Consider the following 19,858-nt stretch of genomic DNA (forward strand, 5'->3'; position numbering starts at 1 on the left):
GCGTGAAAATAAGCCACGCATCAGATCCCAAACTCCGAAACTCTGCGCAGAGCGAGGCCCGAGATTTTGTATAGCGATATACGATATACAAATTCCTGTAGTGCGGAATTCCGACGGTAAGAGGCTCTAGACTCGCGAAATCTCCCGAAGGTTCGAATACGGAAAGTGGTCCTGATTATCCCCGTAATCACGACCACTTTGAAGTACCCCGCCGCCGTCGGTGAAGCACGAATGCTGCAACCGCCTCACGACGGCGCTTCCCCCGGGGTAGAGGCACCGAGACCGGGCCCGCAGGACGGTGGAGGGCCGGTGGATGCCTGACCGAGCGCTTTCGACGCCGCTCGAGGATAGCTTCGAGCGCTACCTCCAGGATAAGGGGAAGGGCCGCGGTGGCGACGGCGGGAACTATCGACGTAACGCGGCACGCGAGCTCGAGCGGTTCGCCGAGTGGGCCGCCGGCGACCGAGGCACCGACGACTGGACCGGGATCGTCCCCGATGACGTCGACCGCGAGCCGACCTTCGACGATCTCGACGAACGCGTGTTCCGGGAGTACGCCCGGCATCTCGGTGGGGATCGGGGACTCAAGCAAAATACGGTACAAACCTATTACCGCTATATCTCTGCGTGGTGCGGGTGGTGCGTCAACGAGGGAAATCTCGAGGCGCACTACGCGCAGCGGGCGAGTGCGATGGCGCCGCTGCCGGAGGACGACGGCCGCAAGCCCGGCGACCAGCAGGCCTGGACGTCTGAACAGCGCCACGCTCTCACCCGCCACGTCGACGAACGGGCCCGCGACGCTGTCGAGGCGTACACGACACTCCCGGAGGATACTGACCTCCTCGACAAGCAGCGAGCACGCTACGCGGCGCTGAAGGCGGCTCGTGACCGGGCGCTGGTGTTCGTCTTGGCGTACACAGCTGTCCGCGTTGGGGAACTCCTCCGAGATCCCAACGACCCACGCCGGCGCGGCGTCCGCTGGGAGGACCTCTCCCTCGACGACGGCAGTATGGACGTCTACCGGAAGAAACAGCAGTGGGACGCCGCGAGTCTCCCCGACCCGGTGATCTCGCCGCTGCGAAGCTATCGTCAGCTGATGGACCCACCGACGGAGCGCTGGCCCGTGTTTCCGACGTTCGACCAACGGACGCTCGCAGGGCTCGTCGAGGAAGAGCTAGCCGAACGAGGGGAACGCCCAGAAGCAATCACTGAACACCGTGCAGAGTACGCTCGCGACCTGCTGCTGGCGCTCGATGAGGACATTCGGCCGCCGTCGATCACGACGGACGGCGCACGGTCGATTCTCCAACGGCTATCGGAGACCGCAGAGATCGACATCGACCATCCGAAACATGACTATCTCGCGCCCCATGGTGGTCGACGGGGGATGGGGGAGGTACTTGTCCGCGCGTTTGGATACACGGTGGCGGCCCGGTATCTCGATAACTCCGAAGAGATGGTCCGAGAGCGCTACTCGCATATTGAAGCTGGCGAGTTAGGGGATATTGCTACCGAGGCTCTTGAAGAGGTAGGAGATCAGATCGAATTTTCAGCGGAATCAGTTTGATGTCAACTTCTCCTACTCACTGCTCACAAACCGGGGGACTAAAGCAGTGTTTATCGGCTCACTTTCGCTGGAAAATACCGTTTAAGTATAGCGAACCCCCTATGCTTTCGAGTGGAAATCGCAAGACTGCGTAGGGGCGGCCGACAGTCTTATTAGCACCTATGCCATATGGATGCTTGCCTACGTAGCGGTGGGGGCTCTATTGCTACCCACCAAACCGCAACGTTCAGCAGCTAAGGCGCTGGTTTTCGACTCGCGGTTGACAGCTCTATATGGATGAATATCCCTATTTAAAAAGCTATTCCCAGCGGAGTGAAAGTGGAAATTGCCAGTTCGAAAACCCCCACCCCACGGTTCATATATGCCTGATACGAGAAAGGGGCGAGTATAGTTCCACTCAGCAAAACCCTTTTCAGTGGGGGTCGGCTACACATTCCTGGGCTGGTTACCCACCGCTACGTAGGCATCCCCCCGATCACCGCAATTCTGCGGCAGTGGGACGGCGGGAACCCACCAAGACCGACGAGAGAGCCGGGGAATCCGGCAGTGACCTCCACGGATGTTCGCCCGCCGAGCGGATCCCTGACGGGTACCGAGTGACCACGCGGTCTCGGCCCGTTCACAGATCTGTTCACAGCGGCGAATGTACCATTTCGGTCGGCCCCACGTCGCCGGGTCAAGCGCGACGACACGCAAACATGAGTGAACGCAATTCACCCGCCGATTCCGCAGAGGAGCACAGCAACGCACAAGCAACACTCGCAGACACCATCCAGACGGCTCAGGACACCATCGAGGGTCTCGAAGACGATGTGCCGGTCGACGCCCTCGAACTTCTCGAAACCGTCGAGGAAGACGTCGAAACTCTGGAGGACGGCGTCGAACACGCCGACGCCGCCGACGGCAACTTGCCCGACGGCTTCGAAGCCGATGTCCAGACTGCGCAGGACGACGTTCAGAGCCTGCAAGAAACGCTGAACATCGCCGGGGCCGACCGTGACGTCATCGCACGAGCCGAGGATCTCGATGACATAGTCGAAAACGTCGAGGACCGTGCCGCAGACGCTCGCGACCGATACGGAGTGAAGGTCGGCACCGCTCCCGTAGAGTTTTTCGACAAAGAGTCTCCCACGGCTGAGGACATCCTCGGTCGCTTCGGTGAAGACACCGATGACGTCCTGGTGGAGAAGGGGACTGAGAACACGTACAGCGGCGACGATGAAGTACCGCTGGGCGGTCCCGGCATCGAACGGTTCGAGGCCGAACCCCGTACTGACGGGAACTCGTAGAATGACCACTGGCGATGATCATCGGGGGGCGGCTGACGGCGACGGGCACGGGGGTAACTTTGAATCGCGTCCGACGCCGCCGGAAACCGTCCCCGACGAGACACTGGACAGCACCTTTCAGGGTGCTATGTACGCACTCAAGCGTGAGCGCGAGCAGGCCACCGTCGTCGACACGAATGGTAATGAAGCGCTCATCTGGCTTGGTGAGTACGACCTCCACGAATACAATGAGCGGTGGGATGATCCAACCGCTGAACTCTATATCCTCGTTGACCAGCAATTCGCCAATAGTGACCCTCATTGGGTGATGATGGTACCGGCGGTCACCATCGACGGTAACCAACCTGGTCAGATCCCATCTCGGAACACCTTCACTGATCCAGACGGGAACCACGGCGATAAGGTCGAGATGGCAACAAAAGTCGCAGACGAAGACTCCGCTATCGCGTTCAGTTGGCGGTGGTCGAATATGAACCGGCAGCCTGACTCCGCACGAGACCTTGCGAACGCTCACGGGCTCGTCGAACATCTCCTCCGTCTTGGTGACTCGCGAGGTGGCGCATGACTGGTCGAGAGGAAGCGCTCCCCTCCATTTACCCAGTCAGCGACGCCGACGAGTTCCAAGTCGCGATGACTAAAGACGTGAAAGATGCGCTGTACGGACATCTACGACCAGATCACAGCTCTCACTCACCGCCCGGTTCAGAGCACCAACCTGGAGACTATGAGCAGGGCGTAATCGCCCACATCACGCGCAGTTCCGGCACCTCCCGTGTTACATATATCGTTGAGAACATCGTGCCTCCCAACAGCTCCGACGATGTCTACCTTGATGGGGGCCTGAAGTTCAGTCCAGCATACCGAGCACGGGCGAAAGACAGCATCGAGCACGACCCGCGACGCGGCATCGCGTATTTCCACTCCCATCCGGGCTGGAGCGCGTACCCGTCGAGACCGGACCTAGACGCGGACCCAAAGCGGCTCCAGTCCGACGCTGGCCGTTTAGGGAAGGATCGACCGTATGCTGCCGGAATCATTGCGTCTCGTCCGCGTCGGGAGACCGACGAGCCGGAGTGGAGTTTTCGCGCCTACGAGTACAACGAGGAGGGTCCCCCAATCCGAACTGAAGCGACCGCCGTGCGCGTCCTCGGAATGGCACCGAGCCAGCAATTCCGGGACGGCCCCTACCTCAAGAAGCTCGCGACCGCATTCTCTGCGCAGGGGCCGGAGGGGCCGGGACTGACTGAGGGTACCGTCGCCCAAGATAGTACAGTCGAACTCTGGGGAGATCGTGGTCAAAAGCGTCTCAGCGGCATCCGTGTGGCCATCATTGGATGCGGAGGTGTCGGATCGCTGCTTGCCGAGCAGGTCGCTCGTCTCGGCGTTGGCGGCGCTGTATTCGTTGACTTCGATCATCTGAAAGAAGCGAACCTGAACCGCGCTTACGGTGCCACGCGAGAAGACGCTCGCGAACACGCACTGAAGGCCGAAGTTGCTCGGAATCTCGCAGAGGAAGCGGCGACCGCGCCAGGATTCGAAGCCCGCGCCATCCAAGGCAGCATCGTCGAGTCCACTAACGACGCTTATGCAGCCCTTGGTGACGTGTTGGACTGTGATGTCATTCTGAACGCGGCAGACCCGCATTGGGTGCGGAAGGTCGTCGACCGCATCGCGTACGCCCATCTCATCCCAGTTGTTACGGGTGGGACGTACCTTGCCGTCGACGAGGATGCTGACGAACTGAGTTCATCAGCTCGATCGGCGGTCGCGACAGCTGGCCCTGGGCTGGCGTGTCTCCACTGTCTTAATACGTGGAAGGAGGGCGACCGAAGCGCTGGTGTCGTCCACGACCGTAAGCATCCGAGAGACCGTGCCGACAACGGCGGACTGTACGTGACGAACGACGAACCTACTTCTGGAGATGGTAGTGACGAACTGCGTGACCCGAGTGTAGTCACGACAAACGGGCTAGTAGCGTCGCTGATGATGGAGCGGTTTCAGGCGCTAGTCGTTGGAACATCGACCTCGACATTCGCTGGCCGCCAAATCTACCGACCGAGCACGGGCGAGATGCAGTGGATGACTGCGAACGACGAACGCTGTATTCGGTGTAAAGACAGTTGTGGTAAGATAGAATCCATTGGTCTCGGTGACTATGTGGATCTCGCGACGGGTGAAGATATGGACCTCCGTATGGAGGTTCCAGACGCGAGCTAAGACGCAGCTTAATGCTGCTACTCTCACCCACCGTCGCACCATCTTGTGCTCACGCTCAGCACTAGGTTTATACCGCTTGACGGACTTCTTTCCGATATGAGCCTCGAAGAGACGGTTGACTACCTCGCCGAGGAACTCGACCTCGAGCGAAGTGAACACGTTCGCGAGGTCGGACAGTCGGTCGCCGAGCTTCGCGACTGATCAGAACATTTCTCTGAAGTCCCGTTCGACCAGTCCGTTCTCCAGATACGTGATGAACTCTTGTTTCGTTGGTCCTTGACGGTCAAGCAGATCGTCCTGTTCTGCTCGTTTGAGAACTGCCTGGGCGAAGTCCGTACAGTGGGATTCGTGCTGCTCAGCGTACTCTGAGAGGGCTTCTCGCCAGTGCATATCCAGCTCGAACTCGGCTAATCGGATTTGGATCCCGTCTTTCCGTTCGACGAGGTCGACGTCCAAGTCTTCGAGTTGCTTGAAACGGAGGTTGTTCCGCCGGACCGTGATGAGCCGCTTGGAATCTACGATGTAGGGATTGACCCACTCTCGCCAAGTATCGTCGTCGACGTGTGTTCGTGGCATCTCAAAATCCGGGGCCACACTTTCAATACAGAACTGCAGCATCGCGATGCCAGTTCGATGATTCGCATTCGGGAGGGAATGTCGGAGAATCAAATTCGACATCACCTCTCCAGCGACGGTCGGAAGTGGTGCTCCCCAGGAGACGTGATCGAGTGCCTGCTGGATCTTTTGCGGTTCGAACTCCTTGTAGAGCCGGAACTCATCCTCATCTCGAACATCGACCGCGGCTTCGAGCAACTCTACTAATCGGAATGCGACAACCTGCCCAGCACGGGGGAGGTCACGAATACGGTCGCTCAGCCATTCCTGATCGAAGTCGATGTCTTGGGCAGATTCGATCTCTGAATCGCCTTCGTAGAGCACATAGACCGGTGTTTCAAAGGGGTACCCGATGAGCTTTGTCGACTCGTCGGATTGCTCTCGCTGAGACAGGATTTCTGCCACCGATGCCGAGCTATATTTGAGTGAGAAATTCTCGGCCTGTGGGTGGTGATAGAAGACGAGCCGAGCCATCTTAATGTGTATTCGTGGGAAGTGGATAAAGCAGTCCCGTTTTTATAATGATTCTACGACGGAGTGGGTGCGTTCACGTCTTCTAAATACTGACTTTCCCACTCACGTCGCGCCTCGATTTCCCGCAATCCGCGTTGCGTGACCGTGTACACGTTCGTCCGCTTGTCGAGTTCACCCTTCTCCAGCAGTCCTTTGTTGACGAGATCGTCGAGATTCGGATATAGGCGGCCATGATTGATCTCCTGCTCGTAATAGTCGTCGAGTTCGTCCTTGATTGCGAGGCCATGTGGTTCCTCGAGCCCGGTGGTTACGTACAAGATGTCCCGCTGGAACCCAGTTAGATCGTGCATCCGTCCGTTCCCTATTTTTGAGGGGTGGCATATGTTCTCTCTGGTGCTCAAAGGCCATTATTCGATACGACGAGGTGAGAACCCGGCGTGAGAACTTCGAACCTTTATATGGTGGACAAGAGAAGTCCGCGATGGAATGTCTGACCTGATCGTCAAAGCAGCCGTGAAGGATGCACTCTCGGACCACAACGTCTCGGCAGATTTCTACGACGCCCTCAACGAAGAGGTCGCCGAACTGCTCGACGACGCCGCAGAGCGTGCTGAGGCCAACGACCGGAAGACGGTCCAGCCCCGCGACCTGTAGGCCTGCGTAACGCAGCTAACCCCGGCACTCGAACGTAGCTTTTTGAGGTTCCTGTTCAGAAGTTAGGAAACGGAGATGGCGGACGCACCGGATACCGAACGGCAGGCAGTCGAACCCGATGCGAGAGAGGTCCTTAGCGTGTCCCAGCTGAACGACCGGATCGCGTCGGTCGTCCAGGACACGCCTGCCCTCAACGGCGTCCGCTGTATCGGAGAGGTCACTGACCTCCACAAGAACAGTACGGCGCTCTACTTCACGCTCACCGACGGCGAGGCCGAGCTCCCCTGTATGATCTGGGCGAACCGTTACCGGGAGATGGACGCCGACCTCGAGGACGGGACCGAAGTCATCCTCGAGGGCGATATCGACTACTGGGTCGAAGGTGGGAAAATCGACCTCAAACCGTGGGAGGTGATCGTCGTCGGCGACGGCGACCAGGCGGCTGCCGTCGAGCGACTGCGAAGCGAACTCGAAGAGCGTGGCTGGTTCGACGACGAGCAGAAACAGCGCCCGCCGGCGTTCCCGGAGCGGGTCGGCGTCGTCACGTCCCTTCGAGGAGACGCCCGGTACGACATCCAGAACGCGATCCACGGACAGGACCCCACCGTCGACATCCTGGTGAAGGACGCAACCGTCCAGGGATCGAACGCGCCGACGTCCATCGCGAACGGCATCCACCATCTCGACCGCTCGGAGGACGTCGACGCCATCATCGTCGGGCGGGGCGGTGGGAGCGATTCGAACCTCCAAGCCTTCAACACCGAGCGGGTTGCGGAGGCGATCTTCACCGCGAATACCCCGGTGGTCACCGCGATTGGACACACCGATGACCGGCTCATCGCAGATCAGGTGGCGGACGTCGCGACGATCACGCCGACCGCCGCCGGCGAGTATATCGTGAATTCCCGCCAAGAGTTCCTTGCGAGTGAGATCGAGCCGCTGGAGCAACAGCTCGACGCCGCGTACGAGACCTTCCAGCAGGACCACGTACACGAACAGGAGCTCGCCGAAGCAGTCGATGAAGCGACCGCACACGAGGGCCTCCCATCGATTTACTACAAGGTCGCGATCGCTGTGCTGCTGTTGCTGTTGCTGGTCATCACCGGACTTTGGCTGGGGGTGATCTAACCGTGGCAAACGACTCCGAAATCCACGATCGACTGAGTCGCGTCGAGGAGATCATTGAACAGCTCGACGCGGACGAGTGCGACCTCGATGAAGGTACTGCACTCCACGAGGAAGGTGAGGAACTCCTGGCCGAAGTGCGAGAAATCCTCGACGAGGGGAACGGCGAAGTTGTGGAGCTCGAGTAAGCGAGCTGATTCTCGGTCTTAACCAACAGAGCCCCCACCGCACTCGGCAGGTGTTGGTTAAGTCTTTTCTATGAGGGCAACAAGTAATTTGGTTATAATTTACTCAACAAATTTGCAGTTATTGCTTGCCAGAAAGCATTTAGGCATCATCCAGCTATCGCGCCAATATGTACCGGGACTCAGCCGGTGCATACCCATACCCGCATATATGATTACGAGGTCAGTCACCATCGAGGACATCGATGACCTGTACCTGATGTGGAACGACCACATCAACGCCTCCGCCCTCTATCGCCGCGCCCTCCGCGAGGAAATGGAAGTCCGGGGTGTCGACCCCGATGAACTCCGCGACCTCCTCGAACGGGCCCGCGAGCAGGGCTACACGCTCGAAGAGATCGCAGAGGACACCAATCGCTTCGACGACCTCCAGTCGCTCGTCGAAGAGCAGCAGAACCAGCCCACGGCTGGAGACGCCACTGACGATTAACCCGCTATGTCACAGGACCAGACTCCCTCCGACCCTGAGCGTAGCGTCGAAAACCAGTCACCGCTGACCGGGAAGATCCCTCGGCAGGCAGCGCTCACCGTCGTCCTCCTGAGCCTGTTCGCTGTCCAGCCGGTCGCCGCCCAGAGTAACGCGGTCTGTAGCGCAGACAATCTCCCGGGCATGATTGAGGGGTTCTTCCAGCTGACAACGGCGCTGGGGATCGTCGGCCTCGCCATCGTCTGGCAGGCTGACTCCCTCATCGAGATGTTCACCCTCAATCCCGAGCAGAAGAAGGGCCTCAAGCGCCACAAGCGCTCGGCGATGAAGTCCGCGGTCGTCCTCGTCGTGCTCGGCCCGCTGTACACTGTCGCCGGGTCGATGATGGGCCTCCCGCTGGCGCAGTGCGTCGACCTCGTTCCCTGGTAACCACCCCGCAGTCCCCGTTGCGAGCCCTATGAACCATCGAGAGCTCTCCGTGCTCATGGCCGGCTTGCTCGCGACGAGCCTAGTCACGGGTATCGTCGCCGCTGACCCGCCGCGACCGGGTACGGAGGGGAACGGGCTCACGGAAAACGAGTCGGCGACACTGTGGTCACGTGATGCGGACAACTACATCACGCAAGAGGAGTACCGCCAGCGGTACGGCGAGGACCGCTCCGCCGTCCATCAGGTCGCCAACGGGACGGACATTACGTTCAAACGGCCGCCAGCGACTGCGGCGACGTGGACGCGGAACGACTTCGAGGACCTCGACGCCGGCGGCCCAGATACATCTGTACATCCACCGCACGCGGACCTCGAGGACGGCGTCTTCATCGAGGATGCCCACGCGACGATCTTCGCGGTCCAGCCCTCTACTCGTGGCCACCTCGAGTCCGGTGAAACCCCACTGTACATCGCACCGAATGGGACGATGCGCGGGTTCGTTGATTACCGCGTTCGTGTGCCCAACGGGAGTTCCTCCGGCAACACGACTATCTCGTGGTCGCTCACGGAGCACGAGATCGAAGAAGTCCGGTTGAAGAAGGACGGCGAGACCATCGCCGAGCGTGACGGGGCCCATACGCCTGCCCTCGACTACCAGATCGAGGACGACTGGAGTGCGAATCTCACGCTGGAAGCGGAGATTAGCGTCCGGCTGAAGAAGACCGTCAGGACCGATATGGGAGACCGGACCGACGTCGACGTCACCTATCGGACGGAAACACGGAACGTCTCCGATTCGATCGCCGTCGAGATCTATGACCTCTCGGCGTACCCCTACTACGCCGAGTATCCGAACGGCGATGCCGGCGTGGCCATCTTCCAGTCGCGGCCGTGGCAGGGGTACACGCTCACGGAGGACGGTGAGGCACGGGTCCGTGGCATCTGGCGGTTCTACACCGCTCGGAACACCAACTGGGACACGCTCGTCCGGTCGAATCGCACGGATAGCGCCACCGTCGAGTCAGACGCGATTCCGGTGTACGTCCACGCCTATCCCTCGCGGATCGGGCCGCGTGCCGAGCCGGTTCGAGACGGGCCGGAGCTCATCGAGACTTGGGGGACTGACCGCCCGTCGCCAGTCGGCACCATCGGTGAGAACATCAATATCGACATCGTCAACCAGTCGTACACGACGACGTACGGCGTCGCCGTTCGAGCCGAGAACGTCGATCGAGAGGCACTGCACGTTGCGGGCATCGTCCGGGGCGTGAATGCGTCAATCGCCGAGCCGGACGCCGGCTCCGAGCGGCAGCTCCGCCGCAGTAATCTCACTGTCGAGGTCATCCAACAGAATCAGTCGCAAGCGACGCTCAGGGTCGAACTACGGGACAATCAAACTGGTGCGCCGATCGCGCTCGACGATAGCCGTCAGTATCCGATCGGCGGCACCACCCGAAACGGGTACATCACGGTCGCGGATCAGCGCGTCGAGACCAACGCCTCCGGTGTGGCGATCGTGACCATCGACGAACCGGGCATCTACACGGCTCGGTACCATCCGGGCTCGTGGCTCGGTCACGACCCGGCGTACGTGAGCGATACCGCGACGGCCCGCTGGCACCCACTCGGGACGATCGACGGCTGGTTTGCGCTGGTGTTTGAGGTCGGCTGGCAGCTCCTGCCGTTCTTCGTGATGTTCTACGCTGGGAAGCGCCTCCTGCGGATGCTCGGCCCAGAAGACATCTTCGGACAGAAACCATGACTCAGGACAATCCCCACCTCAGTAGACGGACCGCCCTCCGAACAGTCGCCGGCGCCGCTCTCGCGAGCGTGGCCGGATGCCTCAACAACGGCGATTCCCCGGGTGGCGGGAACTCAACACCGTCTGATGAAGGAGGAGTCATCCAGGAAGTCACTGTAGAGGGGACAGAACTCGTCGTTGAATACTCCTCAGAGGAGGAAGTCGACCAGATCAATCTCGTCCAGCCGAATGGGGAACTGTTCGGTCAGCGAGAAACCGCTGCTGGGTCACAGCAGGTCTCTTTCGAGATCGGGACTTCCTACGAGCCTGGAGAGTATACTGTCGTGGCCCTCAGCGGTGAAGAACCGCTAGCTGAGAGTTCCTCAGTGATTCAGCCGGAAATTGGAATTCAAGAGGTCGGTCTTTATCGGAATAATCCTGAGAAGCCGTGGGACGAAGTCTACGGAGACACCGAGACGGATCGGCTAAAGAACGGGGAAGCGTACGTCACCGTCGAAAACACCGGAAGCGGACCAGAAGCGATTGTTGAGTTAATTTTTTCCGGTGATGTTCCAAACCCTGTCGAAGATCCCCGAGGTAGCGGGATGTATGAAACCGAGCAGGTGGTGATCTCGCCGGGAGAAACTACCGACCTGTTCAGTAGTTCGTTCCCGTTTGGTTCTGAATCTGAGGAGGGAATGGGATGCTCCCCGGACGGGAACAGCGGCCAGTTCACCGTCACAGTCCGAACCCAGGTTGGCGGCGACCAGGTATCGAAATCCTTCGATGTACAGTACTCCGGATCCACGGAGATGAGTGACTGCGAGGTTTCAATCACGGAGGCCTAACGATGGTGGACCTGATAGACGTCGTTCTCGAGGGCTTCAAAGACGTCGTCGATTGGTTCATCGGTCTGTTCATAGACGGGCTTCGGTCGGGGTATCAGACGCTGACCGAAGAGATGTTTGGCACTCCAACTCCCCAGACCGACGGGGCCTTCATTTTCGGAGAACCAAGTAACGCCCCTTGGCCAGCAATCCAGGAAGGGCTCATCGGCGGCGAGATTATGTTGATTTCTCTGCTGCTACTTGTGATGAGCGTTCAGGGACGACACACCATCCGCATCTTCAATATCGGGAGTGCATACGAGGCTCGGAAGACCAAGAAGACTGCCTGGGTCGGAGCCTTCCTGATTATTACCTGGTACTGGATTGGGGCGCTCGCCCTCTACCTTATTGATGGGTTCACGATCGCCCTAATGCCGGAGCTGTCCTCGCTAGCCTCTGCTATGCTGCAGTTCATAACGGGGTCGATTACCAATCCCGGTCTTGGTCTCCTCTTTGCTCTTATCGGAGGAATTTCGATGTGGGCACTGGAGGCGCTGTTCTACATCCGGCAGATTCTCCTCTACGTCTACCTGTACGGGATGCCCATCGCGTTCGCCGTTGCGTACGGCAATATCCCTGTTCTCTCTGATGTCGCGATGGGATTCAGCAAACGGTTCGTCCCGTTAGCCATCCTACCCCTGCCTGCTGCGATAGTCCTCAAAGGATACGACCTACTCTACTCTGGAGGGGCGTTGACACCGGGGTCAGCGTTCCTCAAGTATCTCGTTGCGGCTTCCCTTCCCCTCGTGGCGCTCTATGTGACGTGGAAGACGTTCAAGTACGCGACCCCACTGACGGCGAAGGTTCTCGGTGGTGCGACGAAGGGAGCGGCCCTCATCGGCGGTGTCGCCGCTGGGGCCTACATCGGCGGCGCCGGCGTCGCGACGACGGCAGCCCGGTGGGGACCGAAGGCCGCAGCCGGACACGCTGTGGCGCAGAAAGCGGCAGCCCGGGGCGCGAACAGTGACGAAGACAGCGGGACGCCGTCCTACCGGCGGACCGAGAACGATCCTGGAGGTTACTAACAATCCATGTCCATCGACGAAGACGCAGCCGCACGGCGCATCATGGACCAGTTCGGTGAGGAGAGTCGCATCCCCTACCTCAACATCGAGGAAGGCGACGTCGGCGTCCTGATCGCCTTCCCGATCGTCGGCCTGTTCATCGCCGGCCTCACCGGCATCGAATCACTCGCCCTGCCGTTCGTCGCAGGTGGCTTCGGGTTCGGCGTCGCGATCGTCTACGTCTCGCCCGACCACCTCAACGCGTGGACGTGGACGAAAGACGTCTATCGCTACGTCAAGCGCCCCCAGATCACGTTCAGTGCCCCGGAGGAGGCCGACAGTAGTACCAACGAGACAGAGCGCAACGAGGGCGGGCTCGCGAACTACACGCCGTTCAAGCCCGACGAGCGGACGCAGGACCTCACGAACATCGAACGGGCGTGGCCGGGGGCTGGCGCGATCCAGCGCGCCGACGGCACGATGGAGGCGTTCATCGAGATCGACCCCGGCAACATGGACTTCGCGATGTCCGACGACTGGGCACAGCTCCAGGACGCCGGCGAAGAGTTTGCCAACAAGGAACTGGACTCGAAGCTCAAACTCCACGCGACGACCCGCTCGTTCCCGGTCGAACAGATTACGGAGAACATCGAAAACCGCCTGAACGACGAGGACGTCAAAGAGAACCCGATCTTCCGGGAACTCCTCGAGGAGTATCGGGAGACGCGGCCGAAGGAGATGCGCGAACGAGGCATCCAGCAGATGCGGTACTACATCGGCGTCCAAGTTACCCCGCTGGAGGTCTATGACCGCTTCCGAGACGAGGGGACACCGGCCGAGAAGCTGACGCAGTTCCCCGTCATCGGGTTCCTGTTCAACCCGTTCGTAACCCGCCGCGAGGACCTCACCGACGTCGAGCGCCGCGCACAGATGTTCGAGAAGCTCGACAGCCGAGTCAACGACGTGCGGTCGGAGTTCATCCAGCAGGCCTCAGGGTGGTCCGCTCGGCGGCTCAGCACGGTCGAACTCTTCGTGTTGAATATGGACTTCTGGAACGGCCGCGAACACGAGTACGACGAAGCCGAGCGCGTCGTTCGCGAACAACCCATCATCGGCCACTCGCGCCGGGAGGATGCCCACGATGCGTAACCTCGTCCTCCAGATGGGCAGCGGCGCCGTCGGCCAGCTCACAGAGTGGCTCATGAATCCGACCTCAGCTGAAGGGGCGGCCCTCTACATCCTGCTCGCGGTACTGGTCGGTATCGGCGGAAAACTCCTCTGGGACTGGTACACCGAAGACGACCAGGAAGAGGTCGAGTTCTCGGATCTGCTCGACGAGGAGACCATCGAACAGGGCGCGGCCGAACGCCAGCTCCTCGACGATATTGCCGAGTCACACAAGACGGTGACAGCGCCGGCAGCAATCGAGTGGGAGACGCGCGCGGCACGGGTCGGCGAGCAGTGGACGACGACGCTGTACATCGCTGACTACCCGGACTACCCCAACGACGGCTACCTCTCCGAACTCTTCGAGATGACGGACGTGCAGTTCGATCTGACAGCCCACATTACGCCGAAGAACCAGGAGCGGGCCCGGAACGAACTGCAGGATATCGCTGACGACCTCCAGGTGGACGCTGACCTCGAACAGAGCGTCCGGAGTGCCTACCTGCAGGAACGTGCCAACGAGGCCGCAGCGACGTACAAGGCCGTCGAGAACGGCGCGAACGTCTTCGACCAGGGGATGTGCATCACGGTCAGAGCCGACGAGAAGGAGGACCTCCGCGACGCCGTCCAGAAGGTCAAGAGCGCACTCCGCGACGACCCGGCGAACCTCACGCCGAAGACAGCGATCTGTCGGCAGGATCTCGCCCTCCAGTCCGCCGCGCCCATCGGCGACAACGAATTCGGCCGGACATCGATTGCGCTCGGCGGCGCCGTCGGCGCCTTGCTGTCCTCGCCGCACAACGCGACGATCCTCGAGGAGGGTGGCGTCGAGTTCGGGATTCACAAGGACAACCAGAGTCCGGTCGTCATCGACCCGTTCGCGCGGGACAACGGCTACGCGATGTTCACCGTCGGCGACACGGGGTCGGGGAAGTCGTTCAGTTCGAAGCAGAACTTCATCCGCTCCATCGAGCAGAGCAAGGACCGGATCGGCATCATCCTCGAGCCGCTGAACAACTGGGCGGGGGTCGCCGAAGCGCTTGACGCCAAACGCATCACGGTCGGCGGGACGCTCGGCTTGAACCCCTTGGAGATTCGGGAGACACCCGAGCACGTCCAGCGGGCGATGGGCGAGGACGCGAGCCCGTTCAACGAGAAGCTCGACGACGCGATGAGCTTCCTCACCAACTTCTTCGCCCTCCGCGGCATCTCGCTGGGCGACCGCCGGACGACACTCGAACTCGGGCTCAAGCGGGCGTACAAGCGAAACGGGATTACCGACGACATCTCGACGCACGGCAACCCGAGCCCGACGATTCAGGATATGATGGACGTCTTCGAGGACATGGTTGACGACCCCGAGGAGTTCGTCGTCCGGTCCGACGAGGAGGCGGGGAAGATCAAGGAAGACGCGACGTGGCTACTCGACCAGCTCCGCCCCTTCGAGGACGACGGTCGGCACGCCAACCTCGGCCAAGAGTCCGACTTCGACATTCGGGACGAGAAGGTTATCTACCTCGATCTCGCCCAGCAGGAGGGCAGCGTCGACAGCAGCACGGCGCTGACGATGCAGTTGCTCATCTCGCTCGTCTACGAGCGGGCGAAAGTCTCGGAGAAGGAGGTCGTGTTCTACATCGACGAGGCGCGGTACATCATGCAGGACGCCGCGAGTCTGGCGTTTCTTGAAACGGTGTTCCGTCACCACCGCCACCACGACCTCTCGATCCGGCTGGTCACGCAGACCGTCGACGAGTTCTTCGAGCACGCCGAATCCGAGGCGATCCTGGATCAGTGTGCAGTCAAGCAGTTCCACCGCCTCGACGGGATGGACGAGGAGTGGGCCGACGAGTTCGGGCTGAACTACGCGCAGATGCGGTTCGTCCAGGACGCCGTGCCGGGCAACGAGGACGCCGGCTTCTCCGAGGCACTCGTGGGCGTCGACGGCGAGTGGCGCGGCATCCAGGTCAAAGCGATGCCCAAGGAGAAGCAGGTCATCGACTTCGACCCAACCTCACAGGTCCGTTCCACACTGCCCGGCGCCGGCGACGACGCCGTCGACAGTGAGTTGGAGGAGTTCCAGGAAGAGCTCGAACACCGAGCAACGAACGGAACGAACGAAACGAGCGAACTGAACGAGGAATCAGACGCCGTCGAAGCTGAGCCAGACGGCGGGTCAACGGAGGACACCAACGATGGCTGAGTACCTGCGCGTCACGCCGACATCCGAGCGGCTTGACCCGGAGAGCATCCCCCGAGTCCTCGACAGCCTCCACAAACTGACCACGCCCGGCTCGTCGGGCCTCGGGGCGAAGCTGAACCCACTCCACAGTGAGACACCACCCCGATTCGAGTTCCTCGCGATCAGTGATGGCCCGGACGACCCGGTAGAGTTCTTCTACGGGGCCGATGCCCATCTCGATACGCTCGAGAAGCGCCTCCGCTCCATCTATCCGGCCACGTTCGACATCGAGCGCGTCGAGGTCGACGTCGCCGCCCGGCTCATTCAGCCAGTCGAGCTCACACCGCAGGAATTCGTCGAACACTACGAAGCCGGGCGGCTGCAGTACGAGTTTGGCCCGGCAGAACAGTACGACATCGTCGACGAGGAATCAGCGGACTCCGAGTCAGCCGAAGCGTACCCCGTTGTCGACGGCGGTACAGCAGCCACGAGCGTCCCCGATCATCACGTGACTGTTGGAGACGCAGCCCTCGAACTAGCGCCGCCCGATGCACTTCCAGACGACGAGGAAGAGCGACGGGCCATCGAGAAGCCGACGATGACACCGGCGGGAACGATTCTGGCTCGCCCGGCACAGGATGCTGTCTCGCCGCTCGGTGTCCGGTGGTGTGGCTCCGCGTCACGGAAGCAGGACTGGATGACCTCGCTGACGCCGTTCACAGCAGAGGAAACTGACGGCGACCTCTCGTCCGTCGACGAACCCGGCGCGGCGCTGGCGTCGCTGATCGACCACCTGATGGAGGCGACAGCGCCGACCGCGTTCCAGGTCGTCTTCCAACGTCGTGCCAGCTGGCAGTCCGACGCGGAGGTGCGGAAAGAGGACCTCGTCGACGGCCGCGACACGTTCTTCCAGGAGGTCGTCGGGTCGTTGCTCGAGGTCGAGGAGCAACGGAGCGACCAGGACGACCGGCAGCTCAGCGAGGCCGTCGAGAAGCGGATCGAGTACATCGATGCGAAGAACGCCAAACGGTCGTTCACGGTCAACATCCGGGCCGTCGGCGTCCCCACCGACGACACCCGCGACGATCTCGATGGCCGGATGGACTCGCTCCTCCCCGTGTTCGACCCGCTTGATGGTCCGTTCTACGAGGTCGAGGGGCAACGCCTCCGGGACAGCGGCTTCCGTGAGAAGACGAAGGAGAAGAAGGCACGGGCCGCTCTCCAGCGCCTCCTCAATCGCGAGTTGACGACGGGACGAGGGAAGACCCGCCCCGAGCTGGTCCTCAGCGGGACGGAGCTCGCGAACTTCGTCCTCGTCCCCTCCTCCGAACAGTTGACCGTTGAGGGGACGCGGGGAACCAGAGCCGAACAGCAGAGTCGGAATCCGCTCCCGTGGCCCAATCCGGATCTGATCCAGCAGTTCCAGGACGGGATGGCCATCGGCTACGCACTCGACGAAAACGGTGAGCCACGACCGGACCCCATCCGGATCCCGCCGGACCTGTTGCCGACGCATTACGGGCGGTTCGCGTCGACGGGTGGCGGGAAGTCGAAGGCCATCATCAACGACGCCCTCTCGCTTCGCGAGTCGACTGGTGGCCCCGTCGTCCTCGTCGACCCGAAGGGGGACGGAATGTGTGAGAACTACCTGCGCTGCCACTACGAACGATTTGGGGGCCTCGACGACGTCTACCACTTCCGCGTCCCGGAGACCATTCCCGCGTTCTCGTTCTTCGACATCCGCCCTGCGCTCGAAGCGGGTCGCAACCGTGAGGACGCGATTCAGGACAAGGTCGACCACTTCCACGACATCCTCCGGATGATTATGGGCCGCGAGCAATACGGGCAGGCGTTCGTCGCGAACGAGATCCTCAGCTACCTGATCAAGGCGCTGTTCGACGAGGAGTACGGGAGCGACGTGTTCGGGCTGGACGACCTCTTCGCCGCCGCGCTCCGGATGCAGCGCGACCAGACGATTCCCCCGGTCTCGGCGGACAACCAGAACATCGAGGAATCACTGACGCGCCACTTCGCGAAGGACAACCACCAGTTCCAAGTGTCGATGGATGCCGTCGGGAACCGCCTCGACAAGCTCAAAGAGGACGCGCATCTCCGGCGGATCTTCAGCCACGTCCCCGAGCAGAACGACGCCGGCGAGTACGTCGACAACCGCTTCGACTTCCGCGAGTTCCTCGATGAAGACGCTACCATCATCTTCGACCTCGGTGACCTCCGACCGGAGGCACAGCGAGCGATCACACTCCTGCTGTTGAGCAACCTCTGGGACGCCGTGCAGGTGCGCCGACGCGACGGCCAGACCGACTACGAGAAGCTCACGAACCTCATCATCGAGGAGGCGGCGCCGGTCGCGTCGACGAAGCTCGTCTCCGAGCAGCTACTGCCGCAGGGCCGATCGTTCGGGCTGAGTATGGGGCTCGTGATGCAGTTCCCTGAACAGGTGCGGAACCGGAACGAGCGGGCCTACGACGAGGTGCTGAACAACATCAAGACGAAGCTCATTGGCAACATCTCGATCGAACGCGACCTCGCGGAGTCGCTCGCCCACGAGGACCTCAGCCCCACCGAACTCCGCAACCGAATCAACACGCTCCCAAGTGGCGAGTGGATCGCCCAACTCCCGAGCCCGTCGTTCGGCGAGACTGGGCCGCCGCCGTTTTCGCTGAAGCCGCTCCCGATTGCGCCGGGGCATCCAGAAAGCGACCAGCCGCTCACAGACCCCCAGGAAGACCATTTCGAGTCCGTGTCCCGGCCACGGATGGTCGAACGGACACAGGCCCAGTACGGGCTGACAGAGCCGACTGAGTCGAACACTACTCCGGAGGAGACTGGCTGGGGGAGTTCGGGGGGTGAGACGACGGGCTCAGCTGCCGACGGCGACTCAGGAACGGAACCGACGCAATCCGCGTTCATCAGTGAATCGACGACCGAGGACGCATCGATATCGACCACCCAGTCCGAGACGGACAGCGACCCAGATGCAGACAAGGCAGCAATGAGCCCCCTGTTCGGGCAGGCCACCGAGACGGACGAGGAACCAGCTGGTGACCAAGCACCGCAGCCGGAGAACGGGGCAACGCCCGTCCAGGAAAGCAGCGTACCCGTCCCCGATGACGAACTCCGACAACGCGGGCTCAGCCGTGACGACGTTCGGTTCCTGAATCGGGTCCTCGACGTGATGAACCGAGAGGACGACGAGTACACGCTACTGGACAGGATGAGCCAGCTTCGGGACGAATACGACGACCTCCATATGGAGCAGCTCACGGAACAGGACCTCCTGGAAGCGGACTCCGCGGCGGGGCGCAAGTACTACACCGTCCTCCCGGACGGTCGAGACCTCCTCGGGAGAGAATTGAAGGCGGGACCAGGAGCGGGCGATCTCGGCGAGAAAACGCCACACAAGGTTGGCGTTCGGCTCCTCGAGCTCTGGCTCCAGCAGCGGGAGGACGTCGTTCGCGTGGAACCGTACTACGAAACCGACGACGGCACCGTACTGGACGTGGCCGGCTTCGACGCGGACGGCGATGTCGTCTGGGCCGGCGAAGCAGAGCTCGCGAGTAACAACCGGCACGCCCCGGTCGAGGATTACGACAAACTCAGCGCGGTGGACGCAGACGCGATTTGGGCCTTCGACAATCGCGAGACGACGCTCGATGTCCTGGAGAGCCTTGCCGACGCGGATCGGATCGACGAGCGGGTCAGCGGGCGGGCGGCACGGTCGTTCGCGACCATCAGAGACGCCGTCGACGACTTCGATGCTGCGGGCCTGACCACCGTTCGAGGGTTCAAGAATCTCGATCAAGAACTCAACCAGTGA

The 19,858-nt window shown here is 61.2% G+C and carries 17 protein-coding genes; 15 read left to right on the top strand and 2 right to left on the bottom strand.

The window, feature by feature from the left end; translation table 11 throughout:
* Positions 1 to 313: 313 nt before the first annotated feature.
* The 4 genes from ACQUQ0_RS13155 (at position 314) to ACQUQ0_RS13170 (ending at position 5,073) form a co-directional block, all read left to right on the top strand.
* On the top strand, positions 314 to 1,567 hold the full coding sequence (locus ACQUQ0_RS13155; protein ID WP_435185680.1) for a phage integrase SAM-like domain-containing protein: 1,254 nt from the start codon (positions 314 to 316) through the stop codon (positions 1,565 to 1,567).
* A gap of 698 nt (positions 1,568 to 2,265) precedes the next feature.
* The gene (locus tag ACQUQ0_RS13160) at positions 2,266 to 2,856 is read left to right on the top strand and encodes a hypothetical protein (RefSeq protein WP_435185682.1); all 591 of its coding nucleotides are present in this window, start codon (positions 2,266 to 2,268) and stop codon (positions 2,854 to 2,856) included.
* 1 nt (position 2,857) lies between these two features.
* Positions 2,858 to 3,421, top strand: coding sequence for a hypothetical protein (locus ACQUQ0_RS13165; RefSeq protein ID WP_435185684.1), 564 nt, complete (start codon positions 2,858 to 2,860; stop codon positions 3,419 to 3,421).
* Positions 3,418 to 5,073, top strand: a complete 1,656-nt coding sequence (locus ACQUQ0_RS13170) for a ThiF family adenylyltransferase (RefSeq protein WP_435185685.1) — start codon at positions 3,418 to 3,420, stop codon at positions 5,071 to 5,073. Before ACQUQ0_RS13165 ends, ACQUQ0_RS13170 begins: the two co-directional genes overlap by 4 nt.
* 201 nt (positions 5,074 to 5,274) lie before the next feature.
* Here the strand turns inward: ACQUQ0_RS13170 and ACQUQ0_RS13175 are convergent, their stop codons facing one another.
* Both ACQUQ0_RS13175 and ACQUQ0_RS13180 read right to left on the bottom strand, forming a co-directional pair.
* Positions 5,275 to 6,162, bottom strand: coding sequence for a hypothetical protein (locus ACQUQ0_RS13175; protein ID WP_435185687.1), 888 nt, complete (start codon positions 6,160 to 6,162; stop codon positions 5,275 to 5,277).
* 53 nt (positions 6,163 to 6,215) lie between these two features.
* Complete coding sequence (locus ACQUQ0_RS13180; RefSeq protein WP_006183479.1) at positions 6,216 to 6,512, bottom strand: PadR family transcriptional regulator; 297 nt, start codon at positions 6,510 to 6,512, stop codon at positions 6,216 to 6,218.
* A 136-nt stretch (positions 6,513 to 6,648) separates the two neighbouring features.
* Here ACQUQ0_RS13180 and ACQUQ0_RS13185 point away from each other — a divergent pair, with 136 nt between their 5' ends.
* From ACQUQ0_RS13185 to ACQUQ0_RS13235, 11 genes are all read left to right on the top strand, one after another.
* Entirely contained in the window at positions 6,649 to 6,816 is a 168-nt protein-coding gene (locus tag ACQUQ0_RS13185; protein ID WP_004048632.1) for a DNA-binding protein, read from the top strand.
* 75 nt (positions 6,817 to 6,891) lie between these two features.
* Positions 6,892 to 7,944, top strand: coding sequence for an exodeoxyribonuclease VII large subunit (xseA, locus tag ACQUQ0_RS13190; protein WP_435185688.1), 1,053 nt, complete (start codon positions 6,892 to 6,894; stop codon positions 7,942 to 7,944).
* Between the two features lie 2 nt (positions 7,945 to 7,946).
* On the top strand, positions 7,947 to 8,129 hold the full coding sequence (gene xseB / locus ACQUQ0_RS13195; protein WP_255153100.1) for an exodeoxyribonuclease VII small subunit: 183 nt from the start codon (positions 7,947 to 7,949) through the stop codon (positions 8,127 to 8,129).
* A 208-nt stretch (positions 8,130 to 8,337) separates the two neighbouring features.
* A complete protein-coding gene (locus ACQUQ0_RS13200; protein ID WP_008364407.1) occupies positions 8,338 to 8,616 on the top strand; it encodes a hypothetical protein in 279 nt (92 codons plus the stop codon).
* A 6-nt stretch (positions 8,617 to 8,622) separates the two neighbouring features.
* Positions 8,623 to 9,042 (top strand): hypothetical protein, encoded by a 420-nt coding sequence (locus ACQUQ0_RS13205; RefSeq protein WP_310902024.1) that lies wholly within the window; start codon positions 8,623 to 8,625, stop codon positions 9,040 to 9,042.
* Between the two features lie 28 nt (positions 9,043 to 9,070).
* The gene (locus tag ACQUQ0_RS13210) at positions 9,071 to 10,804 is read left to right on the top strand and encodes a hypothetical protein (protein ID WP_435185690.1); all 1,734 of its coding nucleotides are present in this window, start codon (positions 9,071 to 9,073) and stop codon (positions 10,802 to 10,804) included.
* Positions 10,801 to 11,631 (top strand): hypothetical protein, encoded by an 831-nt coding sequence (locus ACQUQ0_RS13215; protein ID WP_435185692.1) that lies wholly within the window; start codon positions 10,801 to 10,803, stop codon positions 11,629 to 11,631. The genes ACQUQ0_RS13210 and ACQUQ0_RS13215 overlap by 4 nt, the downstream gene beginning before the upstream one ends.
* Positions 11,632 to 11,633: 2 nt before the next feature.
* Positions 11,634 to 12,695, top strand: a complete 1,062-nt coding sequence (locus ACQUQ0_RS13220; RefSeq protein WP_435185694.1) for a hypothetical protein — start codon at positions 11,634 to 11,636, stop codon at positions 12,693 to 12,695.
* Positions 12,696 to 12,701: 6 nt separating this feature from the next.
* Entirely contained in the window at positions 12,702 to 13,823 is a 1,122-nt protein-coding gene (locus ACQUQ0_RS13225) for a hypothetical protein (protein ID WP_435185697.1), read from the top strand.
* Positions 13,807 to 16,041: a VirB4 family type IV secretion system protein gene (locus ACQUQ0_RS13230; protein ID WP_435185699.1), complete on the top strand. Its 2,235-nt coding sequence runs from the start codon at positions 13,807 to 13,809 to the stop codon at positions 16,039 to 16,041. The genes ACQUQ0_RS13225 and ACQUQ0_RS13230 overlap by 17 nt, the downstream gene beginning before the upstream one ends.
* Entirely contained in the window at positions 16,034 to 19,858 is a 3,825-nt protein-coding gene (locus ACQUQ0_RS13235; protein WP_435185701.1) for an ATP-binding protein, read from the top strand. The genes ACQUQ0_RS13230 and ACQUQ0_RS13235 overlap by 8 nt, the downstream gene beginning before the upstream one ends.

The organism is Halobellus sp. EA9 (assembly GCF_051195055.1).
Classification (GTDB): domain Archaea; phylum Halobacteriota; class Halobacteria; order Halobacteriales; family Haloferacaceae; genus Haloquadratum; species Haloquadratum rubicundus.